We start from the raw sequence: 23,970 nt of genomic DNA, 5'->3' as shown, positions 1-23,970 counted from the left end.
CCGACTTCTTGGGCGCGCAAGAAGTCGGCCCGCCCGCCGGGGCGGGTCCCGGCAAGCTCCACCGCTCACTGAGCGGCAAACCTAAGAACCCCCGCCGCCGGAAGGGCGGCAAGCTCCGCCGCTCTCGAGCGGCACAACAGAGGACAGGGCGGCATAACAAGTCCCCCGCGCGCGTATACATATAGAACGGAACCGAATACGGCGCGGGAGGTTAGCAGTATGTTTACAGTCTCATTCCGGGTGACCAAAAAGCAGGTGGCCGCGGCGGCGGCGGTGTTTGTGCTGGCGCTGGCGGGGGGCATCTGGGCGCAGGCGGCGCTGTCGGAGCTGCGGGGCGACCCGGCGCAGGCCCCGGCGGAAGCGAAGGTGGAAAAGGTCGCGGCCAAAACGAATGAACAGAGGATCTCCTTCCTCGAAACGTTCGGCTGGGAGGTCGAAGGGGAAGAGGACGAGATCGTGGAGGTCAAAATCCCGCAGGAATTCGACGACGTATTCGAGAAGTACAATGAGATCCAGAAGCAGCAGGGCTGCGATCTGAGCAAGTACGCGGGCAAGCGGTGCAAACGCTACACCTATGTGATCGAAAACTACCCCGGCCAGGCGGAGGGCGTGCGCGCCAACATCCTTGTCTATAAGAACAAGGTGATCGGCGGCGACGTCTGTTCGGTCGAGCTGGACGGCTTCATGCACGGGTTCGCGCAGCGCACCGATTGAACGGACGGCGCGGATATGGTACAATACCCGCGAGGCGGCTATTGTACCGGACTTATGCGCAGGACGATCCGCGCCCCTGGCGCTTTCGTCCCGATGCGCGATTGTCCCACCGCGCGCTTTGCGCTTGTGGTACAATAGTCCCCGGAATCCCCGCGCGGCAGGCGCCGCGCGGGAGAAGGGGGCGAAGGTATGGCGGAAACCGAGCGACTGGATAAGGTGGTGGCCTCCCGGACGGCGCTGTCCCGCCGGGAGGTGCGCCGGCTTGCCTCCCGCGGGCAGGTGACGGTGAACGGCCTGCCCGAGCGCTCCTGCGAGCGGCGGGTCGACCCGGATACGGACGAGATCGCCGTGGCCGGCAGGCCGCTGGAAATGGGCCGCCACGCCTACCTGATGCTCAATAAGCCCCGCGGGGTGGTGTGCGCCACCCACGACGACAAGCTGCCGACGGTGCTCGACCTGGTGCCGGAGGAGCTGCGGCGCAGCGGGCTTTTCCCGGCGGGCAGGCTGGACAAGGACACCGAGGGGTTCGTGCTCATCACCGACGACGGGGAGTTTGCCCACCGCATCCTCGCGCCCAGGAGCCACGTGCCCAAAACCTATACCGCGCGGCTGGACAGGCCGGCGGGGCCGGAACTTGTCGAGGCGTTCGCGGCGGGAGTCGTCCTCGACGGGAGGACGTGCATGCCCGCTCTCCTCGCGCCCGACCCGGACGACCCCCGGACGGCGCGGGTGGTCCTGCGGCAGGGGATGTACCACCAGGTCAAACGGATGTTCGGAGCGTACGGGATCACGGTCACGGCGCTGCGCCGGGACGCGATCGGGGGGCTGGCTTTAGACCCGAATCTGGAGCCCGGAAAATGCAGGAAACTCAGTAAAATAGAGGTAGAACGGATTTTGACGGAGGGGCTGTAAAGCCCGCTGCGGCGGGGAATTTGGCGGTGCGGGCCGCCGGGGAAGGGACAGGCTGTTCAAAAAAGCGACAAAGTTTGGACACACATTGCCTATAAAAATGTAGTATGATGGTCGAAAAGCCTGGTTCCGATCCCCAGAAAAACCGCTGTGGAAAAAATAATGATTTTTCCACAACGAAAATAAGAATTTGTGTTGCAATATACACAAATTTGTTGTAAAATATTCGTAATGGCTTGTAAGATTAAAAACGCGGCCTTTTTTTCGTCCATCTACGGCGGACAAAAATCGCGCCTCGGCCACAGAAAGAACCATGTGTTTGGCAAAGCACAACCGATTACGAGTAAAGAGGGGATTTGAATGTCAAACAGGCTTTTCCAGGGAATCGTCCACCAGATGAGAGACTGTATCGACAGGGTGATCGGCGTCGTGGATGACAGCGCGACGATCATCTCGTGCAGCGATCTCACCAAAATTGGCGAAACGAGCGATTTCTTTACGCTCGACGTCGGCGACACGAACGAGGTGTTCGTGCGCGACGGCTATACGTATAAGCCGTTTGGCAACAAGATGAAACCCGAATTTGCGGTTTTTGTCGAAGGTGTGGACGATCCCGCCGCAAAATACTGCAACCTCCTGGCGATCTCCCTCTCGTCAATCAAGCAGTATTACGACGAGAAATACGACCGGAACAACTTCATCAAAAACGTCATCCTCGACAACATCCTGCCGGGGGACATCTATGTCAAGGCGCGGGAGCTGCACTTCAACACCGACTCCACCCGCGTCGTCCTGCTCATCCGCATCGTCGCTTCCAACGACATCTCCGCCTTCGACGTCATTCAGAACCTCTTCCCCGATAAGCAGAAGGACTTCGTCTTCAACATCTCCGAAAGCGACATCGTGCTCGTCAAGGAGACAAAGCCCGGCATCGAGTCGAAAGACCTCGAAAAGCTCGCGCGCTCGATCGTGGACACGCTGGGCAGCGAGTTCTACACCAAGGTGGTCGTGGGCATCGGCACCTCGATCGTCGGCGTGAAGGATCTGGCCCGCAGCTTCAAGGAGGCGCAGGTGGCGCTTGAGGTCGGCAAGGTGTTCGACACCGAAAAGGCGATTGTCAGCTACGACAACCTCGGAATCGCGCGGCTGATTTACCAGCTGCCGACCACCCTGTGCGACATGTTCCTGCGGGAGGTCTTCAAAAAGGGCTCGATCGAAAGCCTCGACCACGAGACCCTCTTTACCATCCAGAAATTCTTTGAGAACAACCTCAACGTGTCGGAGACGAGCCGCAAGCTCTTCGTCCACCGCAACACTCTCGTCTACCGGCTCGAGAAGATCAAAAAGCTCACGGGGCTCGACCTGCGGGAATTCGACCACGCGATCATCTTCAAGGTGGCGCTGATGGTCAAGAAATACCTGACGGCGAATCCGGTGAAATATTAATTGTGAAACCTGGCCTGCCGAAAGACAGGCCTTTTCAAAGGCGGTGTACCAGTGATCGAATTCGTCAATGTCTCCAAAGTCTACAAGGCGACGGGGACGCGCGCGCTCAGCAATTTCAATGTGAGTATTGACAGAGGGGAATTCGTATTCGTCGTCGGCCCGTCGGGAGCTGGGAAGAGCACCTTTATCAAGCTGCTGATGCGGGAGGAGAAGCCGACGTCGGGAGAGATCTACGTCAACGGCCAGAACCTCGTGCGCCTCAAGCGGCGCAAGGTCCCCTACTACCGCCGCACGCTCGGGGTGGTGTTCCAGGATTTCCGGCTCATCCCGACCATGAACGTCTATGACAACGTCGCGTTCGCGCTGCGGGTCACCAACGTGTCCGCCAAGGACATCCGCAGCCGCGTCCCGTACATACTCGGCCTGGTCGGGCTTTCCGGCAAGGCCAAGAGCCTGCCCGAGCACCTGTCGGGCGGCGAACAGCAGCGCGTCGCGCTTGCGCGCGCGCTCGTCAACAACCCCCCGCTCATCATCGCGGACGAGCCCACCGGCAACATCGACCCCGATCTCTCGTTTGAGATCGTCGACCTGCTCAGCGAGATCAACAAATGCGGCACCACCATCGTCATGGTCACCCATGAACACAACCTGGTGAGCGAGTTTGACCACCGGGTGATTACGATCGACGAGGGAACCATCATCTCGGACGACCGGAACAGGGGGTACTACGACGAATGAAGGGCAGCAGTTTCGGGTACCTCATCAAGGAGGGCGCCAAGAGCATCTACGCGAACCGGCTGATGTCGTTCGCGTCGATCGGCACGCTGGTGGCGTGCATGCTCCTGATCGGCGCCTCGATGCTTTTTTCGATGAACGTCAACAAGATCGTCGGCTTCGCGGAGACCCAGAACGAGGTCGTGGTTCAGCTGGAGGACGGCCTCGACGAGGAACAGATCGCGGACGTCGGGCTGGAGCTCGGGCTTGTGGACAACATCTATAACCAGCGGTTCGTCTCGAAGGACGAGCTGCTGGAGGAGCAGAAGGCCAAGTCCCCCGAGCTGGAGGACCTGCTCACCGGTTTGGAGGGCGACCAGAACCCCCTCTTCAACTATTACAGCGTGCGGGTGAAGGACCTCTCCGTCCTCACCGGCACGGTCATGCGGCTCGAATCGATCTCGGGGGTTTCCGCGGTGCGCGCCCCCGACGCGGTCGCGGAGGCGTTTTCCAGCATCAAGCGCGCGGTGTCGGTCAGCGGCATGTTTATCGTCGCCATCCTCATCGTCGTGTCGCTGGTCATCATCGCCAACACGATCAAGGTCACCGTCTTCAACCGCCGCAAGGAGATCAATATCATGAAATACGTCGGCGCGACCGACGCCTTCATCCGGCTGCCCTTCTTCGTGGAAGGGTTCCTGCTCGGGCTGCTCTCCGCGCTGCTCGCCTTCGGGCTGCTGTGGATCGGCTACAACTATGTGCTCGACGCGGTGTCCCTCAATCCCTCCGCCTTTATCCAGTCGGCCTATCAGAACACGATCCCCTTTGAGGAGGTCGCGCTCGAGCTGCTTGCCTGGTTCGCGGGCGGAGGCATCGGGATCGGCGTGTTCGGCAGCATGTTCTTTGTAAACAGATACCTGAAAGTATGACCTTCGCTGCGGCGGAAGGCGGAAGGGGGGCCTGGATGTGGGCGAAAAGGGCAAACGCGTTTTTGCGTGGATGATGGCGCTGCTTATGGCTGTCATGGTCGTGGCGCCGACCGTGTCGATCCTGGTGCACGCGGACGACGACGAGGAATACGAGGACGATTACGACGAGGACGAGGACGACCTCCAGGACATGCTCGACCGCCTCAACAGCAAATACAAGAAGCTGCAGGAGCAGAACAACGCCGTGCAGCAGAAGATCAACGCGGCCGCTTCTGAGAAACAGAAGCAGGTCGTCATCAAGCAGGAGATCGACGGGCAGATCAACACGACGATCGAGCAGATCGACACGCTCGACGAGCGGATCACGGTGCTCGAGCAGCGGATCGCGGAGAAGACCCGCGAGATGTCCGCCAAGCAGAAGGAGATCGACGAAAACTTCTCCCTCTACCAGCAGCGGCTGCGCGCGATGTGCTCCTTGCAGGGGACAAGCACCCTCGGCCTCGTGCTCGGGGTGGACGACTTTTCCGACATGCTGCTGCGCACCGACGTCGTGACCGCCGTGGCGCAGCATGACACCGACCTGATCAACGAGCTCAAGGAGCAGAAGGCGGAGCTCGAGGCGATCAAGAAGGAGATCGAGGACGACAAGACCTCCGTCGAGGAGGACAAGCGTGAGACGGTCTCCAAGCAGGAGGAGCTCAAGGCCCAGCAGGCGACCGCCGTTTCACGGATCCAGGACATCGCCGCCCAGGAGCAGGAATTCCTGGCCAACAAGGCCGAGCTCACCAAGCAGATGCAGCAGGTCCAGGCGGAAATTTCGGCGATCATCGCGGAGATCAACAAGACCTCCCTCAACACGAAATATATCGGCGGCGGCATGGCGTGGCCCTCCGCCTCCCTTTTCCAGGTGACCTGCCCCTACGGCTCCCGCTTCGGCGGCAGCGATTTCCACACGGGCATCGACATCTCGGGCGGCGGCGCCTACGGCTCGCCCGTGCTCGCGGCCAACTCGGGCACCGTCAAGGTTGCGAACACCTCCTTCACGCCCGGCTACGGCTACGGCAAGTACGTCATCATCGACCACGGCGGCGGCATCCAGACCCTCTACGGGCATATGAGCGCGCTTTCCGTCTCGGTCGGGGACGTTGTGGCGCAGGGGCAGAAGATCGGCGAGGTCGGCTCGACCGGCTGGTCGACCGGCCCGCACATCCACTTTGAGATCCGCGTCAACAACAAGGCGGTCAATCCGCAGGGCTGGTCCCCGTGACGTGAAAAACAGAGAACCTTCCGGTGAAGGGCGGAGACTCTCCGCCCTTCGCATTGTCCGGCGCGGCCGCGCCGGGCGGCGGCCGGATTTGGCGGAGGCCGCGGGGCGGCCCCCGCGGACACAGCGGCCGGCCTGACCCGTCCGGGCGACAGAACGCAGGCCGAAAGGAGACGACTGATGAGCAAAAAGATTTCTTTGGGGGCGGCGATCGCGTTCACGGTGATCGTCATCACGGCGACGATCACGATGACGTGGCTTTTTGCGCGGCGCAGCTTTGACGAGACCGCCTATAACCTCAGCGAGCGCGAGGCGATGTATTCCAAGCTCGCCGAGGTGGACGACTACGTGCGGCAGAACTACACCGGCGCGATCGAGGAGGGCGAGCTGGTCAACCAGCTCGTCACCGGCTACCTCAACGGCACGGGGGACGCGTACGCGCGCTATTACGACGCGGCCGCCTACGCCCGCCTCAAACAGAGCTACAACGACCAGCGGGTGCAGATCGGCATCGTGCCCCGGATGGATGAGAGCGGCTACATCGTCGTCGACGAGGTCTATCCCGATTCGCCCGCGCAGGCCGCCGGCCTGCAGGAGGGCGACCTGATCGTGCGCATCGACGAGACCGACATCACCGCCGAAAACTACAGCGAGGCGGTTTCGATGCTCTACGGCGCGGCCGGCACCAAGATGAATATCGTCGTGCGCCGCGGCGTCGAGGACAGCACGCTGCCCGACATGACCCGCCGCTTCGTCGAGGTCCCGTCGGTCTATTCCTCCATGCTTGAAAACCAGATCGGCCTGGTCGTCATCAAGGACTTCGCCGACAATACCCCCGACCAGTTCACCAAGCAGGTGGACAGGCTGATCGACGAGGGCGCGCAGGGCCTTGTGTTCGACGTGCGCGGGGTCAGCATCACCTCCTCCGGCACCTCCGCCCTCGACTCGGTGGCCGAGGCGCTCGACAAGCTCCTCCCCTCCGGGGTGCTCGCCTCGACCGTCGACAAGACGGGACGGGTGGAAAACACCAAAATTTCCGACGCGCGGGAGGTCACTCTCCCGATGGCGGTGCTCATCAATGAGAAGACCTCGGGGGAGTCGGAACTCTTCGCGGCGGTCATCCGCGACTACAACAAGGGCAAGCTCATCGGCCAGAAGACCGCCGGCAAGGGGACGATGCAGCGCATCTTCCCGCTGACCGACGGCAGCGCGGTCGAAATCACGACGGCGGTCTACAACCCGCCGACCAGCCCGAGCTTTGATGGGGAGGGCGTGCGGCCCGACTTCGAGGTCAAGATGAACGACGACTCGATGCCGGGGAACCTGCTGACCGACCCGCAGCTCCAGAAGGCGGTGGATTCGATCATCGCGACCATCCGCATGAACATGACGGTCATCGACCTGGAGCCGGAGGAGAGCGGCGGCGCGGCGTCCGCCACGTCTCTGCCCGACGCGGCGTACGCGAGCTCCTCGGAGGAGGAGCCGTCCGCCGCCGAATCGTCCGAGACGGCGTCCTCCGGCGAGGAATCCTCCGCCGCAGAATCCTCCGATATGGAGGAACCGCGGGACGTGTCGAGCGAGGCCTCCTCCGAGGAGGAAGAGGCTTCGTCGGGCGAACCGGAGCCCGAAGCCGAACCGGAACCGGCGCGCGAACCGCTCGACCTGACGGAATTCAGCGCCGCGATCGACCTGCTGGCGGGGCTCACCTTCGAGGTGCCCGCGCCTCCGGTGCAGTCCGAGGCGCCCGCCGCGAGCGAACCCGTCGTGAGCGAGCCTCCGGCGAGTCAGCCAGCCGAATCTCAGCCCGCGGAGAGCGGGGCTCCCGCCGAATCGCAGGCGGAGAGCCAGCCGCCCGCGGAATCCTCCGGGACGGAGAGCGGCCCGGAGGGCTCTTCCTCCGAGGGGACCGCGACCTCCGGGGAGGAGGAGACCGAGTCGTCGAGCGAGGCGTCCTCCGCGCCGCCCGCACGCCTCGGGGCGTTCTCCAGCGGCAAAAGATAAGCGAAGCGTCCGGGCGGCCGCCGAAAGGCGGCCGATCTTTTGCGTGTGCGCGTGGGAAAGCGCCCCGCGCGTGAAACCGGCGGCCCCGTGCATATCCCGCGCGGCCGGGACATAAGATGAAGGGACAGGTCGTAAGAGGGGGGGCAGGGAAAGATTCCCTGTAAACAATTCCTTAAAAAACTTTGGAACGCTTGACATATTTGAACGTTTTGACTATAATACTAACCATTGCTATACGTCTGGCTGCAAAACGCGCGCGAGAAGCGGGAAGACCCGATGTCCGCGCCGCCGGGGGTATGCGCTTTTTTCGTATCTGCGGGATTTCGTGATGGAACCAAATGCTCTGTAAAGGAGAATGGGATATGGCAACGGAAATGTTAATGACACAAGAGGGCTACGAGGCGCTCAAAAAGGAACTGAATGAACTCAAGAGCGTGACCAGGGGGGAGATCTCCGAAAAAATCCGTGTGGCGCGCGGGTTCGGCGACCTGTCGGAGAACAGCGAATACGACGAGGCCAAGAACGAGCAGGCGGTCGTCGAGGCGCGCATCAAAAAGCTGGAGGACCAGCTCAAGAACGTCAAGATCATCAGCCGGGACGAGATCTCCACCGACGCCGTTTCGGTCGGCTGCAAGGTCAAAATCCTCGACGTTGATTTCGACGAGGAGATGGAGTACGTCATCGCCAGCTCGGTCGAGTCGCATTCCGACCTCGACGCGATCTCCGACGAGTCGCCGGTGGGCAAGGGGCTCATCGGCCACAAGGTGGGCGATGTGGTGGAAATCCAGGCGCCCGCCGCCGTCCTGAAACTGAAAATTCTCGAGATCAGCCGGTAAGCAGAGTAAATATTTTGTAAAAGCGGGCTTTGCAAGAGCCCGCTTTTTTGTTATAATAACCGCATGGCAGACGGGCCGCGGGGCCCGCAACAGATAAAGGATGTGCATACGATGGAAGAATCCCGCAACCTCCCGGAGGGGGAGCTGACCGAGCAGGAGGAACAGCAGAAGCTGTCCGAGGTCCTGCAGATCCGGCGCGACAAGCTGGAATCCTTGAAAGCCGAGGGGAAAAACCCCTTTGAGATTACCACCTACAGCCGCACCGCCTACGCGCGGCAGATCGTCGACCGGTTCGACGAGCTGGAGGGACGGGAGGTGTCCATCGCGGGGCGTATGATGAGCCGCCGCATCATGGGCAAGGCCTCCTTCCTCGACCTGCGCGACGCCTCGGGCCGGGTGCAGAGCTATGTGCGCCGCGACGAGGTGGGCGACGAGCGGTACGCAGATTTCAAGAAATGGGACATCGGCGACATCGTCGGTATCCGCGGCGAGGTCTTCCGCACCCAGAAGGGGGAGATCTCGGTCAAGGCGCACGAGATCGTGCTCCTCTCCAAATCCCTGCTGCCGCTGCCCGAGAAGTGGCACGGCCTCAAGGACACCGAGTTGCGCTATCGCCAGCGGTATGTCGACCTCATCGTGAGCCCCGAGGTCAAGGAGACCTTCGTCAAGCGGTCGAAGATCATCACCGCCATCCGCGGCTACCTGGACGGGCTGGGCTTCCTCGAGGTCGAGACCCCCGTGCTGCACACGATCGCGGGCGGCGCGGCCGCGCGGCCGTTCATCACCCACCACAACGCCCTCGACATCGACATGTACATGCGCATAGCGCTCGAGCTGCACCTGAAGAGGCTGATCGTCGGCGGGTTCGACAAGGTGTACGAGATCGGGCGGGTCTTCCGCAACGAGGGCATCGACACCCGCCACAACCCCGAGTTCACCCTGCTCGAGCTCTATGAGGCGTACACCGACTACCACGGCATGATGGACATCACCGAGGGGCTCATCCGCCACTGCGCGCATGCGGTGCTCGGCACCGGCGTTATCCGGTACGGCGACGTGGAGATCGACCTCGATAAGCCGTTCGAGCGCCTCACGATGCGCGATGCGGTCAAAAAGTACGGCGGCGTCGACTTCGCGGAGGTGGAGACGCTCGAGCAGGCGCGCGCGCTCGCGAAGGAGCACCACATCGAATACGAGGAGCGCCACGGCAAGGGGGATATCCTGAGCCTCTTCTTCGAAGAATATTGTGAGGAGCACCTGATCCAGCCGGTCTTCATCACCGACCATCCGGTGGACATCTCCCCGCTTTCCAAGCGCAAGCCGGAGGACCCCGAATACACCGAGCGGTTCGAGCTCTTCATCCTCGGGCGGGAGCACGCCAACGCGTTCAGCGAGCTCAACGACCCGATCGACCAGCGCGGCCGGTTCGAGCACCAGGCGGCGCTCAAGGCCGCGGGCGACGAGGAGGCCACCGACGTCGACGAGGATTTCCTCACGGCGCTCGAATACGGCATGCCCCCGACGGGCGGGCTCGGCATCGGCGTCGACCGCTTGGTGATGCTGCTGACCAACAGCGCGTCGATCCGCGACGTGCTGCTCTTCCCGACCATGAAGCCGATCAGGGACTGACCGGACCGCTGAACAGACAAAAGGAGGTGGGCGTCCTTGGGAGAACCGGATAAAAAGGAATCCCGTGTGGTGCACAAGCGCAGGCTGGGCATTTTTGTCGTCGCGCTGATCGTCGTCGTGCTGCTCGCGCTCGCCTATTTTTTCAGCGAGGGGACCGACGACGGGAAGCTGACCGTCGTGGCCGCGGTGCGCGGCTACCTCTCGGTCGAGCAGAAGGACGCGCTGACCATGCAGCTGACCGGCTACGCCCCCGATATCGAGGAGGGGGGCGCGCCGGTGACGCTGGTGACCTACGAGTTCCCGGCCACGGGCGGCGGCGACACGGCGAAGATGCTCGGCGAGCTGAGCGGCGCCCTCTCCGAGGGGGACGCCGACCTGGTGCTGCTCGACAGCTACGTCTATGACCTGCTCGGCAACGACACCCTCTTCGAGGACCTTTCGGCACGCTATCCCGACGACCCGGCGGTCGTCGGGCGGTATCGCTACGCGATCTCGGGCAAGCCGTTTGCCAACGCGGAGGGGCTGGAGGAGTTGCCGACCCTCTACTTCGTGCTGCGCAGCGCCGAATCCAGCGCGGTCAACAGGAACGCGCAGACCCTGGACGACTATGACGTGCGGCGGCGCCTGCTCGACAACGTGGCGAACAGCACGCCCCCATCGAGCTACGCGGCGCAGGGGCTGGTCGGAAGCGATGAAGAAGCCTGATAAAAGCGGACCTGCGCGCAGGTCCGCTTTTTGCATCCGCCGCGCTTGACAAACGCCCCCGCGCGGCGTAAAGTGGAACCATTAAGACAGCGAGGTGTTTGATATGAAAACGCGCAGAATGCCGGCCTTCCTGCTGGCGGCCGCCGCCGCCCTGAGCATGAGCCTTTCCGCGGCGGCGCTGACCGCCGGCGCGGCTGATGTGCATGAGAACGTCCTGCCTCCCGCGCCCTCGGCGGACGCGAGTTCCTACGCCGTGGCGCTCGACGGGGAGCAGATGCTCTTCGGCCCCGCCGACTGGAGGCTGGAGGGCAACCCCTTCGCGGCCGCCGCGTCGAAATACGCCTCCGATGAGACCGTCCACCTCCAGACCCTCCCCGCCGACGGGGTGAGCCGGCTGGCGGTCAACGCCGCGCTCTGCGGCGTTGTGGTCGAACCGTCGGACACCGGCAGCTTTGAACTGGATACCGTCGGCGCGTCGGGACCGATCAGCGCCAGGCTGACCCTTTCGGGCGGGACCCTCACCCTCACAGCGCGGGGCTCCACCGGCCTGCGCTATCTCTGCACCCGTGAGGACGCGCGGGTCAACACCGTCCTGCTGCGGGTGCCCGCGCAGCGGTATTTTTCGCTGACGCTCTCGGCGCGCGACGCGCTCGTGCACGCCTACGGCGAAGCGGTGGGATCGGTCGGCGGCAGCGCCGACGGCGGGATGCTCTACGTCACCGCCGAAAAGCTCTCCGCGCGTTGCACGATGACCTGCACGAACGGCGACGTCGTGATCGAGGCGGACGAGATCACCGGGAAGCAGGACATCCAAACGGACAACGGCGACATCGCCGTCATCGCCGGCAAAGTCGGCGGCGAGCTCTATTTCCGCAGTGAAAACGGGGATATCGCCGTCCGGGCCGAAACGCTCGGCCGCGCGACGATTACGACCCAGAACGGCGACCTGCTGCTCGACGTGAAGGAGCTCACCAGGGACACCTATCTGAAGGACCTGAACGGGGACGTCCGCGTCAACTTCCGCAAGGAGCCGCAGGATCTGGACTTCGTCTTTTCGGGCGGCAACTTCGACGAGATGAGGCTCCCGCGCGGCTGGGACGGCGGCGTCACCCTCGGAAGCGGCGAGCCGAAATTCACGCTGCGCACGGAAAACGGCGAGGTCCGCGTCACCTTCGGGAAGCTCGAGACCCCTTGACGGAGAGATTCCGGGCCCCCCGCGAAGGCCGGCGTTCGCCGCCGCATGATTGGCGGATTTGCCGTGAATTGAATATGAAAAAACGGAAGAAGGACGCCAAAGTTTCATTGGCGTCCTTCTCTGATACCCCGGCGGGGGCGCGCGTCTAAGGCTGGAATCCGATTTTCCGCGCGGCGGGCCATGGGCACTCCCGCCACTGGCCCTCGTTTTCGTCCGGATCCCCGGTGAGCAGGTCCACGGCGGCGTCCGCCAAAAAGCCCAGATAGCTCTCTGCCGCGCTGTCGCCGCAGAGCAGCTTCCACATCAGGCCGCCGAACAGGTACGATTCCGCGAATTCCCGCCAGCTGTGCAGGCCTCTGACCGCCTTTTGGGACAGCTCCCACAGGATGCCCACGGCCTCCCCCTCGGTGATCCAGCCCAGATAGCAGCCCCAGCGGGCCAGCATGGCCGCCCGGCCCACGTCCCAGCCCAGCAGGAAGTCGGGGAGATACCGGTCCTTGAAGTACTGGACAAACCGCCAGCCCCGGCAGACCGACGCCCGGTCCTCCTCGTCCATGCCCTCCTCCAGAAGCTCCTCCGGCGAATCCGCCTCACAGTAGAGGGCGTAGCGCAGGGTGTAGCCCTCCCGGGTCAGGTAGCGGATGGTGTCCAGCAGCTCGCCCCGCCCGTTGATGCCCCAGGAGCGGCGGACCAGGGAGACAATCTGCTGCTCCATGACGGGGATATGCTCCTCCACGTCCATGCCGCCCAGCTCGTGGTCGTTCAGCGTGGAGATAATGCCGGAGAGCAGGATGCCGAACCGGCCCCAGCGGGGGTCGTCCCTGGCGTAGGGGGCCGGCTCGGGCTCGGGCAGGGCGTCCAGTTGGGCCAGCTTTTCCTCCAGCACCTGATAGAGCTCCCGCTCCATCGCCTGGTCGAGCTCCCGCTCCTCATCCTCGCCGTCCTCTTCCTCTTCCTCCATGGCCAGGGTCTCCAGGGCGGCGGCGATGACGCCCATGTCCTCGCCGAAGAGCTGGTCCATCATGCCCTCCGCGCCGAGGGCGGCCGCCGCGGCCACCTTTTCGTCCACCGCCTGCTGGATCAGCTCCTGGTTGACCGCCATCTGAGCCATGGCCTCCGGGCTGAACATCTGGCCAAGGATCTCCACCTGGCGCTGCTGGTTGGCCGCATCCTGCTGCGCGGCTTGCCCCTCGTCGCTCTGCCGTTTCGCCGCATCTTCCGCCGCTTTTTCGGCGTCCTTCTGCGCCTGCTCCGCAATCTTTCGGCTCTTCTCCATGGATTCCTGGAGCTGCTGTGAGGCCGCGTCGCTGGCGGCCTGGGCCCGCTTCATGAGCTCGTCCATATCAAACATTTAGGTACCCTCCTTGTGGATATCATCCTGATCCGGCGGCAGGGTGTGCCAGGCGGGGGGCTCTTTTTTGCGGGAGAACAGCCGCTTCAGGCCGCCCAACACCCCCTCGACGATGTGGAACCAAAGGTGCCCCACAATAAACACAATCACAAGAGCGATCAGTACCGCGCCAATCTGTCCCCAGGGCATATTTCCGCCCCCTTATTTCGTCTTAAACTTGGTCATGAAGAACTCAGTGAACGCCTTCAACTCCTCCTCCTGGGAGACATACACGTACAGCGATTCGTCCTCCAGCCAGTCGCAGGCACGGATGCCGATGTAGCCCTTCCGGTCGGGATAGATGATGAACGCGTCCACAGGGTATTTGTTCTGATACGCCTTGTGGATTTCGGAGCGGCGGTAATACACCGGGTCGCCGCAGCCGGAGAGGTCCGGAACGGTGGGCACCGCCACGATCGTTTCGGCGGCCTCGTTCCAGCCCACGATCAGGTTGCCGATTTTGGTCTTGCTGCCGTGGACCAGCCCGTAGTTGAAGCGGCTCACGTCCTCGGTGTAGCCGAAGATCAGCTGATAGGCGTCACCGTTCTCCACCACCTGGTTGAACAGGGCCCGCATCTTCTTCCGGTTGGAGTCGCTTTTGGCCTGGTCGATCTCCGGCCCCTTGAACAGCTTGCTGAAAAGTCCCATACGAATGTTCCTCCTTGATATTTATGGATGATCCTGCTCGCGCAGTGTTTCCATATAGTCCAAAATGGCGTTGATTTGAAAATCGGTCGCATCATCAGCGGCGTCCGAAAAGAGAAAGGGCAGTGTGTCCGGGATCGCTTTGCGCAGGATGGCGGCGGAAAACAGCAGGTTGCCGAGCAGCTTTACCGTCTGCGTCCCGGCTCGGATGCCGAAGGCGCGCAGCATTTCCGTAAAGAACGCAAGCCGTCTTTTCAGGAATTCCCGACGCTTATCCTCCGACAGGCATTTGGCGAGCGCCTGCTGCTCCTCGATGCTCATGATCGCGAAGCGGTCCCGCCCCCCATAACAGACACGGCGGAGGAACCTTTCGACCCCCTCCCGCCAGCCGAGTCCGGGGTCGTCCATCAGTTCCCGCGCGCGCGCCAGCATTTGCGGCTGCTGGTAATAAAACGCCTGCACGACCAGATCCTCCTTGGCCGGGAAGAAGGAATAGAAAAAGGTGCGGGAAATTCCCACCCGCAGGTAGATCTGTTCGATCGTGGTGTGCTGGATGCCCTGCTTTGCCATCAGTTCAAGCCCTGTGGTGATCAGTTCCTTCCTGACCCGCTCCCGCTCCGCTTCGGAATAAGCTACCTTGGGCATGACGTCCCTCCGTTCAAAAATAAAAACAAAATTTTATTTCAGTTTTTATTATACCGGTCCGAAACCTGTTCCGCAAGGCCGGGAAATACGAATTGGAAGAAATACCGAGGGACGGCGTCTTTTATTGGGCATGTGGCTGTAAGGCCCGGGGAGCTGGCAGGGGAATGTGTTTTTTTGCGTGTTGCAGGAATTTCCTCTTGACAGCGTGACTAACTGTATATATACTATAGATACAGAAAGACACAGTAAGGCGCAGAAAGATCGGAGGCGGTCGTCTGGACATTATCCTGTCGAATTCCTCGCCGCGCCCGCTCTATGAGCAGATCGAGGAACAGATCAAAAACGGAATCCTGTCGGGGGCGCTCGGGCAGGGGGACGCGATGCCTTCCATCCGCTACCTGGCCAAACAGCTGCGGGTGAGCGTCATCACAACCAAGCGGGCCTATGACGATCTCGAGGCGGAGGGCTTCCTCGAGACGACGCCGGGCAAGGGGACCTATGTGTCGCTTGCCGGCCGCGACCGCCTGCGGGAGGTCGCCATGAGCCAGATCGAGGGGAAGCTCTCGGAGATCATCGACGCGGCAAAGTCGATCGGCCTGACGCTCGACGAGCTTTGGGAGATCACGGCCACGCTGTACAGGGAGGAACCATAGGATGGATCAGAACGTCATTGAGATCACCGGACTGAAAAAGCGGTTCGATAAGAGCGGTTTTGTGCTGGACCTGCCCCGCCTCGCGGTGCGGGAGGGGTACGTGACCGGCTTCATCGGCGAGAACGGCGCGGGCAAGACCACGACGATCAAGCTCGTGATGGACCTGCTCTTCCCCGACGAGGGGGAGGTCAGGGTGTTCGGCCGGGAGGCGCACGCCTTTTCCGAGCAGATCAAGCGGGATCTGGGCTACATCGGGGAGCAGACGGGCTTTCTCGGGCAGGCGAAGCTCAGGACCCTGCGCGAGATGGTGAAGCCCTTCTATCCCAACTGGGACGACGTGGTCTTCCGCCGTTATCTCGACCGCTTTTCCCTCGACCCGGGCAAGAAGTTCAAGGACCTCTCGAAGGGCAAGCAGAAGCAGTTCGCGCTTGCGCTGGCGCTCTCCCACCACCCGAAGCTGCTGCTGATGGACGAACCCACCGCGAACCTCGACCCGTTGGTGCGGCAGGAGCTGCTCGACATCCTCGCGGACGAGATCGAGCAGGAGGGGGTCAGCGTCTTTTTCTCCACCCACATCACCTCCGACCTCGACAAGATCGCCGATTACATCCTCTTCCTGCATGGCGGGAAGCTGCTGCTCGAGGGGGAGAAGGACGTCCTTACCGACAGCCACCGGATCGTCAAGGGACGCCGCGAGCTGCTGACCGGCGAGGTCGAGAGGCTGCTCTGCGGGGTGGAGGCGACCGAGTTCGGCTTCCGCGGGCTCGCGGGGGACCCCGGCGCGGTGCACGCGCTGCTCGGCGACGAGGCGCTCTACGAGAAGCCGACGGTCGAGGACCTCTTCCTCGGCTATACCCGCAGGGAAAGGGGGGAGGCGCGGTGAAGGAGATGCTTTCCGTCATCCGCATGGACCTGCTGAAGCTGCGCAGCGTCGCGGGGGCGATGTTCCCGCTGCTCATCATCGTGTTCTTTTTGTCCGCGACGCTGAGCGTCAGCGCGGCGGTCTTCCTCTATGTGATCGTCGTCTACTTCTTCGTGTACACCCCCGCCGCTTACGACGAGCAGAGCAAGGGGGACTACCTGACCGGCTCGCTGCCCGTGCGGCGGGAAAAGCTCGTCGCGGCGAAATACCTCTATGATCTCGCGGTGGTCGCCGGAGCCTGCCTGGCGGCGCTGGCCGCCGGGGGGATCGGCGCGGCGCTGAAGCTCGGCCGGGGCGGCTCGGTGACGGGGATGCTGCCGGTGCTCATCCTGATCGGCTGCGCCTTCACGGCGTTCGTCCAGCCGCTCATCCTCGGGTTCGGCGTGACGAGGGCCCGCTACTGGATCCTGGCCGCCTACGCGTTCGGCGTCGCGGCGGCGACCGTGCTCGGCATGAACGTGGGCGGAACGCGCGCGCAGATGCCTTCGGCGCTGCCCGGCTGGCTCGCCCCGCTGCTGATCCTGTTCGGCGCGGCGCTGCTCGCGGTATCCTATCCCATCGCGCGGCGGCTCTACGCCCGCCGCCAGTTCACCGACTGAGGAGGCCCGCCATGCGAAACGTGCTGCTGCTCTGCCGGACGGACTGGTTCCGGCTCGCCGGCCTGCCCAGGTATTCCCTTGTTTACCTGCTCATCCTGGCCGGCTTTTCCGTCTCCACCCATGTGGCTCCGATCGGCTATATCATGGCCTGCTACGTCCTGTCCGCCACGGTCGTGGGCTTCGACGACAACAGCGCGGCCGGGCTCTTCACGGGGACGCTCCCCGTCAGCCGCGCTCAGATCGTGTGGGGAAAGTACTTCTTCTGCACCGCGTTCCTGCTGCTGGCGGACGGGGTCGTGCTGCTCGTGAACCGCGCGGCCGCCGGACTGCTGCCGCCCTCCGTCAATCCGCTGCCGATCGGCTCGCTGCTCGCCCTCCAGTTCTGCGGCGCCGCGGTCATCATCGCGGTATCGCTGCCGCTCATCCTGCTGCTCGGCTCGATCCGGGCGCGCTACGGGCTGGTCGCGATCTACATGGCAGTCTTTTTCCTCCTCTTCCGGTACGCCTCGGAGGCGGGGCGCGGGGGGCTTCCGCCGCTGCCGTCCGGCGAGGTTTCCCTGCTCTGGCTGGTCGGGGCGGCGGCCCTGCTCGCTTCCGCCCTCATCACCGTGTGCCTCTACCGGGAACACGAATATCTGCAGTAGCGGGCGGGCCCTTCCGGCGAAACCGCGTTGACAAACGGGAGGGGCTGTAGTAGCATAAATGTGGAAGCCCCGCTCGACGGGGACGGAAGGAGGCCTTCGGATGATCAGGCTCAGGCAGGGGACCCCGGGTAAGGTCTACACGGTAAGCTGGGTGAAAGGCGGCGGCAGGATCGCCCGCCCGCTGGAGGAGCGCGGTGTGGTCGCGGGCGTCGACGTGACGCTGCTCTCCTTCACGCCGGAGGGGGGCGCGCTGGTGCGCCTCCGGGACAGGGAATTCTCCCTCACCCCGGCGGAGGCGGAAAACCTCGTGGTGGACGCCCCGCTCGTGCGCAAGAAGGGGGACCCGGTGTTTCTCGGAGGGTGCTGCGGCTACGGCAACACCTCCGCGATGTGGGAAAAATACGTCAACGGAGACGCGCCGTCCGAGGACTGACCGCGTCAAAAAGCCCCCGCCGCGAAAGCGGCGGGGGCTTTTACCGTTTATGCGCTCAGAGCTGAGAGAAGCCGAAGCTGTTGGCCAGCGCGTCGATCTTGCGACCCTGCTTGCACATCGGGCAGTCGCGGAAGGAGTTCGACTGGTAGCCGGGCAGGTCGGCGGCGGAGAAGAGATGGGTGATCGGGTAGCCCTCGATCTCGTCCTGCACGCTGAACACGGCGGTGATCCCCTCGGCGATGCCGCCGTAGTAGGCGATGCATTCGAGCGCGCGGTGGATCGTCTTGCCGGTGGTGACCGAGGCGAGCAGCAGGAGCACGTGCCTGCCGGTAAGCATCGGGATGAGGTTGTCGCGGAAGATCATCTGCCCGTTGGTGTTGAACTCGGGGGTGACGACGAAAATGTCCTTTTCGCTGTTGACCGATGCGAGGTTATTTTTGGCGAGCTCCTGCGCCAGGAACGCGCCGATGACCTCGCTGCCGTCCATGCAGATGATCGTGTCGACGGGCTTCTCATAGGCGTAATGCTGCGCGAGCGTAACGGCCGCCTCGCGCGCCATCACGAAATCGTGCTTCATCATCGTGATGTCGATGTAGTAGTTGATGTGGGAATGGCTCGTGACAAAGTGGCCGGGAATCGCGGTGATCTCCAGGTTGCGGTTGCTGGACGATACGATTTTAACCGAATTCATAACCATAGCTGTTCCTCCATTCTTCGCACATACATTGTGTCCAATGTCATTATACCATTTTTTCCCGCGGGGGACAAGAAAAAAGCCGCCGTTCCCTCGGAACGGCGGACTTTTTTCCGGTTTCACCGGGATGCGGGAAAAACGATCCCCCGGCGTCCGGCCGGGGGATTCTTTTTCGCGCTTTCTGAAGAAAGCGCCCAAAGACTTTTTGATCAGGCCGGCCTCCGCCCGCCCCGCCTCCCGCGGCCCGTGCGGGAGGGACGGGGACGGAACCAGCCGGCAGGGGCGGCGAATGCGGCGGGCCGCCGCGCTTCGCCTGAACCAAAAGTTTTGAAAGGGTTTTGGGGAAGCTCTTTCAAAACGCTTTGCGGCACGGGCAGAGCCGGTGGCGGCGGATGGCGGCCGGCCTGCACCAAAAGTTTTGAAGGGGTTTGGGGGAAACTTTTTCAAAAGTTTCCCCAAATTATCTTACCGTAATCTTCTGGGTATAGTCGGAGCCGCAGGGCTGGACGGCGGGCAGGCCGAGGGAATAGAGGTCGGTGGCGCGGGCCTCGAGGGAAGCGAACCGCGCGCAGGCCTCGTTTTTCTCCGCGAGCTTGAGCAGCGAATGGGATACGGGGATACGGGTGGTTCTGTTGGCGGCGGAGAGGATCTCCATGCCGCGCTTGTTGAAGGAGAGGACCCGCGCGTAGGGGGGCGGCAGCGTCATGAGGTCGGCGTCCACGCCGAGGTAGGCGTTCCACACGAGCCGGCGGATGCGGGAGAGGGGATAGCGCTTGGTTTTGACGAGGGAGAGCAGCTCGTCGAGGGAGACGGCGGCGCGCACCCCGTCGTATAGGCGGTTGTCGAGCCCCTCTCCCGACACGTCGGGCAGGGCGGAGAAGGCGCTCTTCTCCATCCGCCGCAGGGTGGAGAGCACCGCCGTGTTGAGGCTGTGCGGGTCGAAGGGCATCAGCCCGGCGGCCGCGGCGGAGCGGTAGACGCTCATCGCGGCCGCGGGGACGTAGGGCGCGAGCGCCTCGGCCGATTCGAGGTCGAGCAGGTTGCGCAGGTGGGAGGCGGAGGCGAACTGCTCCCCGGGTTCCCGCGCGTCGTGGGCCGCGCCCGCGCGCGGGATGGTGAAGGGCGCGATGCGCAGCTCCTGGAGGGAGATCTGCTTGAGATATTCCACCGCGAGGGTGTTGTTGGGGGAGGAGAGCACCTCCGCCACCTCGGGGCCGTAGAGCTCCTCGACCGCCTTCTGGCGGGCGCGGGCGTAGGTGACGCCCGTATCGAGCAGGTTTTTCGTGTATTCGCCGCAGTAGGGGGCGAGCACCGCGCCCGCCGCCTTCGCGAGCAGGTCGATGTCGCCGCACTCGCTGCCGAAGGCGAGCACGTCGACGCACCCCAGCCCGCCAAGAATCCCGACCGCGCCTGCCGCGAACCGTTCAGCGGTGGCCATCGCGTAGGGGAGCGGAAGCTCGAGCACGAGGTCCGCCCCGCAGGCGACGGCGGCGTTGGCGCGCACCGTTTTGGGCGCGCAGGCGGGCCCGCCCCGCTGCACGAAGCTGCCGCTCATCACGGCGACGATGTGGGTCGCGCCCGCCGCGCGCGCGGCCTCGATCAAATGCGCGTGACCGTTGTGGAAGGGGTTGTATTCCGCGACGATCCCCGCGACGACCTGATTGCCCATCCGATTCCCCTCTTTTTGCCCGGCGGCTGGCGGAAATATTTGCGGCATTCCCGGCAAGCGCCTTGTATTTTTAGCCATAGTGTAATAATATATAAATGTATGTGTCGATGTCAAGCAAAGGGACCATCGGGCAACAACAAAGAAAGGGAGAGCAAACATGAAGATACTGGTTATCAACGCGGGAAGCTCGTCGCTGAAGTATCAGCTGATCGATATGGAGGAGGAGCAGGTGCTCGCGAAGGGCAACTGCGAGCGGATTGGGATCGACGGGGTGATCACCCACAAGGCGGGGGAGCGGAAGACCTCCTACGAGGTGCCCTTCCCGACCCACACCCAGGCCCTGAAGGAGCTGGTGAAGCTGCTGACCGAGGGGGAGGGCCGCGCGATCGACAATGTGCGGGAGATCGCCGCGATCGGCCAGCGGATCGTGCACGGCGGCGAGCTGTTCACCAAATCGGTGCTCATCACCGACGATGTCCTCAAGGGGATCGAGGACATCTGCGACCTGGCCCCGCTGCACAACCCGGCGGCGGTCCAGTCGATCCGCGCCTGCCGCGACGTGTTCGGAGACACCCCGCAGGTGGCGGTGTTCGACACCGCCTTCCACCAGACGATGCCCGAGAAGGCGTATATGTACGGCCTGCCCTACGAGTACTACGAGAAATACCATGTGCGCCGCTACGGCTTCCACGGCACGAGCCACCGTTATGTGAGCAACCGCCTCTTTGATATTTCCGACATCAGTCGTTCGGGCAGCCGGATCATCACCTGCCACCTCGGCAACGGCAGCTCGCTCTGCGCCATCAAAAACGGCATCTGCATCGACACCAGCATGGGCTTCACCCCGCTCGACGGCTTCATTATGGGCACCCGCGCGGGCAGCATCGACGCCTCGATCGTGACCTACCTCGCCGAGAAGGAGGGGCTGTCGATGAAGGAGATGAGCGACATGCTCAACAAGAAATCCGGCCTGCTCGGCCTTTCGGGCATCTCGAGCGACAACCGCGACGTCACCCGCGCGGCGGACAAGGGCGACCCGCGCGCCCAGCTCACGGTGGATATGCTCTCCTACCAGATCAAAAAGTTCGTCGGCAGCTACGCGGCGGCGCTCGGCGGGCTCGACGCGGTCGTCTTCACGGGCGGCATCGGCGAGAACGACCACCACGTCCGCAAGCGCGTCTGCGCCGACATGGAGTTCCTCGGGCTGAGCATCGACGTGGTCGCCAACCGCGAGGCGCAGGGACAGGAGCGCAACATCTCCGCGCCCCACAGCCTCGTCGAGACGTGGATCATCCCGACCAACGAGGAGCTGCTCATCGCGCGCGACACGGAGGAGATCGTCTCGCGGGCGTAGTCCCCGAATCCAGAATCAAAAAGCCGGGGCGCGGTGACCGCGCCCCGGCTTTCCGTTACTCCGGGTCCGTATCTTTTCCAAAGAGCTTCTCGAAGACCTCGACGACGGCGAGCTTGGGTTTAAAGAGCGGCTCGCTGTTGAGCGTCTCGATCTCCTCGAAGGCGGGCATGTCCTCTGCCATGGCGGCGGAGACGCAGATGGGCGGGTACATGACGCACCACCAGTTGTGCCCCGCGCCCTCTCCGATCGTGACGCGCACCGCGTCGTAATCGCCGGCGGGCAGCATGAGGTCGTCGTACTGCCGCGTGGTGAAGTACATGCGGCAGAGCTCGGCGCGCACCGGCGCGTCCACCCCCGCCTCGTCGAGCGCGGCGCGTGCGGCAGATTCGATGGCGGGCAGGTTCTGCCGCGCGGTCTCCTTCGCGTCCGCCTGGGTCTGCGGCCCGGCGAACACGCCGCCCACGTCGGCGAGGATGCGGTCGCGCACCCGCAGCTTCACCTGCTGGTCGGCGGGGCTATCCGAATTCGCGAGGATATGTAGACGGACCACGTCGGCGCGCACGGCGTCGCACTCCTGCCCGAAGGCGGCCACGTTGGAAAGGAAAACCGCCAGCACGATCCCCAGCAGCACCGCGAGATCGAGGCGGGTAAACAGTTGGAAACGCCGCTTTTTGTATTTCATGAAAAATCCCCCCAGCTTTCGTTGGAGGGATTTTTGACCGCCTTTCGCGGCATTATACAGTCGGAGGGGTATTTTCGTCGAGCTCCTCGAGGTCGTAGGGGGTCGTCTGGTAGACGTAATAGTTGAGCCAGTTGCAGTAGAGCAGGTTCGCGTGCCCCCGCCAGGTGTAGGGCGGCTTCTGCTTGGGGTCGTTGTGGGGGAAGTAGTTTTCCGGGATGTGGATGGGCAGTCCCTTCTCCAGGTCGCGGAAGTATTCCTGCGAGAGGGTGTCGCGGTCGTACTCGGAGTGCCCGGTGATGAAAAACTGCCGTCCGTCCCGCCGGCCGACCATATAGACGCCCGCTTCCTTGGAGGAGGCGAGGATCTCCAGCTCGGGGCAGCGGTCGATCTCCCGGCGGCTGACCGTCGTGTGGCGGGAGTGGGGGACGTAGAAGAGCTCGTCGAACCCGCGGGTGATCGAGTGGTTCTCAACAAGCAGGCGGTGCTGGAAGATGCCGAAGAGCTTTTCGTCGAGGGGGTATTTGTTGACGCCGTAGTGGTAGTAGAGCCCCGCCTGCGCGCCCCAGCAGATGTGCAGGGTGGAGTAGACGTTCTGCTTGCTCCACTCCATGATCTCGCACAGCTCGTCCCAGTACTCGACCTCCTCGAACGCCATCTGCTCGACCGGCGCGCCGGTGATGATCATGCCGTCGAACCGCTGCCCGCGCAGGTCGTCGAAGGTCTTATAGAATTTGAAGAGGTGCTCGGACGGCGTGTTCTTCGAGGTGTGGGACTTGGTCTGCATCAGCTCGATGTCCACCTGGATGGGGGAGTTCCCGAGCAGCCGCAGCAGCTGGGTCTCGGTCTCAATTTTTTTGGGCATGAGGTTCAGGATAACGATCTTCAGCGGGCGGATGTCCTGATGCAGCGCGCGGTACTCGGTCATCACAAAGACGTTCTCGTTTTCGAGGATCCGGGAAGCCGGCAGGCTGTCCGGGATTTTAATCGGCATGGGGATACCACCTTCGACGTTTGATAACCTTCATAATAGCGCATTGCGCCCGCAAAATCAAGGGAGGACGGGCCCCGGCGCGGGCCGCTCCCAATTTTCATAAAAAAACTTTGGGAAACCCGTTGACAAAATTTTTTGATTATGGTATTATACAAAAGCTGTCTCGTGCATAACGACAGAAATGCCCGGTATGCGACAGCGGCCAGCACCTTGAAAAATGAACAACGAGAGAAGAGAAACGAGGAACCCGAAACGGAAGTTTTGGGGGAATCACCCTTGAAAAGAATTTGAGTATCTCCGGATACAA

General features: G+C 63.0%; 25 protein-coding genes. 17 read left to right on the top strand and 8 right to left on the bottom strand.

Features of this window, described 5'->3' with window-relative positions:
• The first annotated feature begins 219 nt into the window (after positions 1-219).
• From NE609_RS13475 to NE609_RS13425, 11 genes are all read left to right on the top strand, one after another.
• Entirely contained in the window at positions 220-714 is a 495-nt protein-coding gene (locus NE609_RS13475; RefSeq protein ID WP_101549204.1) for a DUF4830 domain-containing protein, read from the top strand.
• A gap of 189 nt (positions 715-903) precedes the next feature.
• Entirely contained in the window at positions 904-1,626 is a 723-nt protein-coding gene (locus tag NE609_RS13470) for a pseudouridine synthase (RefSeq protein ID WP_256152786.1), read from the top strand.
• A 357-nt stretch (positions 1,627-1,983) separates the two neighbouring features.
• A complete protein-coding gene (locus NE609_RS13465; protein WP_101549209.1) occupies positions 1,984-3,069 on the top strand; it encodes a CdaR family transcriptional regulator in 1,086 nt (361 codons plus the stop codon).
• 51 nt (positions 3,070-3,120) lie between these two features.
• Entirely contained in the window at positions 3,121-3,807 is a 687-nt protein-coding gene (gene ftsE, locus NE609_RS13460; RefSeq protein WP_101549211.1) for a cell division ATP-binding protein FtsE, read from the top strand.
• Positions 3,804-4,712, top strand: a complete 909-nt coding sequence (ftsX, locus tag NE609_RS13455) for a permease-like cell division protein FtsX (protein ID WP_101549213.1) — start codon at positions 3,804-3,806, stop codon at positions 4,710-4,712. The genes ftsE and ftsX overlap by 4 nt, the downstream gene beginning before the upstream one ends.
• 37 nt (positions 4,713-4,749) lie before the next feature.
• Positions 4,750-5,979: a peptidoglycan DD-metalloendopeptidase family protein gene (locus tag NE609_RS17865; RefSeq protein ID WP_256152785.1), complete on the top strand. Its 1,230-nt coding sequence runs from the start codon at positions 4,750-4,752 to the stop codon at positions 5,977-5,979.
• Between the two features lie 177 nt (positions 5,980-6,156).
• Positions 6,157-7,977 (top strand): S41 family peptidase, encoded by a 1,821-nt coding sequence (locus NE609_RS13445; RefSeq protein ID WP_256152784.1) that lies wholly within the window; start codon positions 6,157-6,159, stop codon positions 7,975-7,977.
• A gap of 362 nt (positions 7,978-8,339) precedes the next feature.
• Entirely contained in the window at positions 8,340-8,813 is a 474-nt protein-coding gene (gene greA, locus NE609_RS13440) for a transcription elongation factor GreA (protein WP_101549219.1), read from the top strand.
• Positions 8,814-8,924: 111 nt separating this feature from the next.
• Positions 8,925-10,442 carry a lysine--tRNA ligase gene (gene lysS / locus NE609_RS13435; protein WP_256152783.1) on the top strand — a complete coding sequence of 506 codons (1,518 nt, stop codon included), beginning with the start codon at positions 8,925-8,927 and terminating at the stop codon, positions 10,440-10,442.
• A 36-nt stretch (positions 10,443-10,478) separates the two neighbouring features.
• Positions 10,479-11,147 carry a hypothetical protein gene (locus tag NE609_RS13430; RefSeq protein ID WP_256152782.1) on the top strand — a complete coding sequence of 223 codons (669 nt, stop codon included), beginning with the start codon at positions 10,479-10,481 and terminating at the stop codon, positions 11,145-11,147.
• 103 nt (positions 11,148-11,250) lie between these two features.
• Positions 11,251-12,342, top strand: a complete 1,092-nt coding sequence (locus NE609_RS13425) for a DUF4097 family beta strand repeat-containing protein (protein ID WP_256152781.1) — start codon at positions 11,251-11,253, stop codon at positions 12,340-12,342.
• 145 nt (positions 12,343-12,487) lie between these two features.
• Here NE609_RS13425 and NE609_RS13420 read toward each other — a convergent pair whose 3' ends face one another.
• The 4 genes from NE609_RS13420 to NE609_RS13405 are packed head-to-tail and all read right to left on the bottom strand — an operon-like array spanning position 12,488 to position 15,022.
• Positions 12,488-13,693 (bottom strand): DUF1266 domain-containing protein, encoded by a 1,206-nt coding sequence (locus NE609_RS13420; RefSeq protein ID WP_256152780.1) that lies wholly within the window; start codon positions 13,691-13,693, stop codon positions 12,488-12,490.
• Entirely contained in the window at positions 13,694-13,882 is a 189-nt protein-coding gene (locus tag NE609_RS13415) for a hypothetical protein (RefSeq protein WP_256152779.1), read from the bottom strand.
• A 12-nt stretch (positions 13,883-13,894) separates the two neighbouring features.
• Positions 13,895-14,380, bottom strand: a complete 486-nt coding sequence (locus NE609_RS13410; protein ID WP_256152778.1) for a hypothetical protein — start codon at positions 14,378-14,380, stop codon at positions 13,895-13,897.
• Positions 14,381-14,401: 21 nt separating this feature from the next.
• The gene (locus NE609_RS13405) at positions 14,402-15,022 is read right to left on the bottom strand and encodes a TetR/AcrR family transcriptional regulator (RefSeq protein WP_121587290.1); all 621 of its coding nucleotides are present in this window, start codon (positions 15,020-15,022) and stop codon (positions 14,402-14,404) included.
• A 230-nt stretch (positions 15,023-15,252) separates the two neighbouring features.
• Between NE609_RS13405 and NE609_RS13400 the strand changes: the two genes are divergently transcribed.
• The 5 genes from NE609_RS13400 (at position 15,253) to NE609_RS13380 (ending at position 18,273) form a co-directional block, all read left to right on the top strand.
• Positions 15,253-15,675 (top strand): GntR family transcriptional regulator, encoded by a 423-nt coding sequence (locus tag NE609_RS13400; RefSeq protein WP_370867171.1) that lies wholly within the window; start codon positions 15,253-15,255, stop codon positions 15,673-15,675.
• Position 15,676: 1 nt separating this feature from the next.
• Positions 15,677-16,558 (top strand): ABC transporter ATP-binding protein, encoded by an 882-nt coding sequence (locus tag NE609_RS13395; RefSeq protein ID WP_121587291.1) that lies wholly within the window; start codon positions 15,677-15,679, stop codon positions 16,556-16,558.
• A 5-nt stretch (positions 16,559-16,563) separates the two neighbouring features.
• Entirely contained in the window at positions 16,564-17,196 is a 633-nt protein-coding gene (locus tag NE609_RS13390) for an ABC-2 transporter permease (protein ID WP_242970891.1), read from the top strand.
• An 11-nt stretch (positions 17,197-17,207) separates the two neighbouring features.
• Complete coding sequence (locus NE609_RS13385; RefSeq protein WP_256152777.1) at positions 17,208-17,840, top strand: ABC-2 transporter permease; 633 nt, start codon at positions 17,208-17,210, stop codon at positions 17,838-17,840.
• Positions 17,841-17,940: 100 nt separating this feature from the next.
• Positions 17,941-18,273, top strand: a complete 333-nt coding sequence (locus NE609_RS13380) for a FeoA family protein (RefSeq protein WP_256152776.1) — start codon at positions 17,941-17,943, stop codon at positions 18,271-18,273.
• A 55-nt stretch (positions 18,274-18,328) separates the two neighbouring features.
• On the opposite strand, the gene NE609_RS13375 is transcribed toward NE609_RS13380, so the two are convergent.
• Together NE609_RS13375 and NE609_RS13370 are read right to left on the bottom strand one after the other, a co-directional pair.
• Positions 18,329-18,970 (bottom strand): phosphoribosyltransferase, encoded by a 642-nt coding sequence (locus NE609_RS13375; protein WP_101549243.1) that lies wholly within the window; start codon positions 18,968-18,970, stop codon positions 18,329-18,331.
• A gap of 457 nt (positions 18,971-19,427) precedes the next feature.
• Positions 19,428-20,636, bottom strand: coding sequence for a nucleotidyltransferase family protein (locus tag NE609_RS13370; protein WP_158595678.1), 1,209 nt, complete (start codon positions 20,634-20,636; stop codon positions 19,428-19,430).
• Between the two features lie 157 nt (positions 20,637-20,793).
• Here NE609_RS13370 and NE609_RS13365 point away from each other — a divergent pair, with 157 nt between their 5' ends.
• Positions 20,794-21,990: an acetate/propionate family kinase gene (locus tag NE609_RS13365; RefSeq protein ID WP_256152775.1), complete on the top strand. Its 1,197-nt coding sequence runs from the start codon at positions 20,794-20,796 to the stop codon at positions 21,988-21,990.
• A 55-nt stretch (positions 21,991-22,045) separates the two neighbouring features.
• Here NE609_RS13365 and spoIIR read toward each other — a convergent pair whose 3' ends face one another.
• Positions 22,046-22,672 (bottom strand): stage II sporulation protein R, encoded by a 627-nt coding sequence (gene spoIIR, locus NE609_RS13360; protein ID WP_256152774.1) that lies wholly within the window; start codon positions 22,670-22,672, stop codon positions 22,046-22,048.
• A gap of 52 nt (positions 22,673-22,724) precedes the next feature.
• Positions 22,725-23,663, bottom strand: coding sequence for a homoserine O-succinyltransferase (metA, locus tag NE609_RS13355; protein WP_101549251.1), 939 nt, complete (start codon positions 23,661-23,663; stop codon positions 22,725-22,727).
• Between the last annotated feature and the right edge of the window lie 307 nt (positions 23,664-23,970).

This window comes from Anaerotruncus sp. DFI.9.16 (genome assembly GCF_024461615.1).
GTDB classification, from domain to species: Bacteria; Bacillota; Clostridia; order Oscillospirales; family Ruminococcaceae; genus Anaerotruncus; species Anaerotruncus massiliensis.
The sequence above is the reverse complement of the archived record's forward strand: the minus strand, read 5'-3'. Positions and strand labels throughout refer to the sequence as shown.

Coding starts and splice junctions, on each gene's coding strand:
- NE609_RS13475 (WP_101549204.1), top strand. CDS start 220: ATGTTTACAGTCTCATTCCGGGTGACCAAAAAGCAGGTGGCCGCGGCG.
- NE609_RS13470 (WP_256152786.1), top strand. CDS start 904: ATGGCGGAAACCGAGCGACTGGATAAGGTGGTGGCCTCCCGGACGGCG.
- NE609_RS13465 (WP_101549209.1), top strand. CDS start 1,984: ATGTCAAACAGGCTTTTCCAGGGAATCGTCCACCAGATGAGAGACTGT.
- ftsX (WP_101549213.1), top strand. CDS start 3,804: ATGAAGGGCAGCAGTTTCGGGTACCTCATCAAGGAGGGCGCCAAGAGC.
- NE609_RS13445 (WP_256152784.1), top strand. CDS start 6,157: ATGAGCAAAAAGATTTCTTTGGGGGCGGCGATCGCGTTCACGGTGATC.
- greA (WP_101549219.1), top strand. CDS start 8,340: ATGGCAACGGAAATGTTAATGACACAAGAGGGCTACGAGGCGCTCAAA.
- lysS (WP_256152783.1), top strand. CDS start 8,925: ATGGAAGAATCCCGCAACCTCCCGGAGGGGGAGCTGACCGAGCAGGAG.
- NE609_RS13425 (WP_256152781.1), top strand. CDS start 11,251: ATGAAAACGCGCAGAATGCCGGCCTTCCTGCTGGCGGCCGCCGCCGCC.
- NE609_RS13420 (WP_256152780.1), bottom strand. CDS start 13,693: ATGTTTGATATGGACGAGCTCATGAAGCGGGCCCAGGCCGCCAGCGAC.
- NE609_RS13415 (WP_256152779.1), bottom strand. CDS start 13,882: ATGCCCTGGGGACAGATTGGCGCGGTACTGATCGCTCTTGTGATTGTG.
- NE609_RS13410 (WP_256152778.1), bottom strand. CDS start 14,380: ATGGGACTTTTCAGCAAGCTGTTCAAGGGGCCGGAGATCGACCAGGCC.
- NE609_RS13405 (WP_121587290.1), bottom strand. CDS start 15,022: ATGCCCAAGGTAGCTTATTCCGAAGCGGAGCGGGAGCGGGTCAGGAAG.
- NE609_RS13395 (WP_121587291.1), top strand. CDS start 15,677: ATGGATCAGAACGTCATTGAGATCACCGGACTGAAAAAGCGGTTCGAT.
- NE609_RS13390 (WP_242970891.1), top strand. CDS start 16,564: ATGCTTTCCGTCATCCGCATGGACCTGCTGAAGCTGCGCAGCGTCGCG.
- NE609_RS13385 (WP_256152777.1), top strand. CDS start 17,208: ATGCGAAACGTGCTGCTGCTCTGCCGGACGGACTGGTTCCGGCTCGCC.
- NE609_RS13380 (WP_256152776.1), top strand. CDS start 17,941: ATGATCAGGCTCAGGCAGGGGACCCCGGGTAAGGTCTACACGGTAAGC.
- NE609_RS13375 (WP_101549243.1), bottom strand. CDS start 18,970: ATGGTTATGAATTCGGTTAAAATCGTATCGTCCAGCAACCGCAACCTG.
- NE609_RS13370 (WP_158595678.1), bottom strand. CDS start 20,636: ATGGGCAATCAGGTCGTCGCGGGGATCGTCGCGGAATACAACCCCTTC.
- NE609_RS13365 (WP_256152775.1), top strand. CDS start 20,794: ATGAAGATACTGGTTATCAACGCGGGAAGCTCGTCGCTGAAGTATCAG.
- spoIIR (WP_256152774.1), bottom strand. CDS start 22,672: ATGAAATACAAAAAGCGGCGTTTCCAACTGTTTACCCGCCTCGATCTC.
- metA (WP_101549251.1), bottom strand. CDS start 23,663: ATGCCGATTAAAATCCCGGACAGCCTGCCGGCTTCCCGGATCCTCGAA.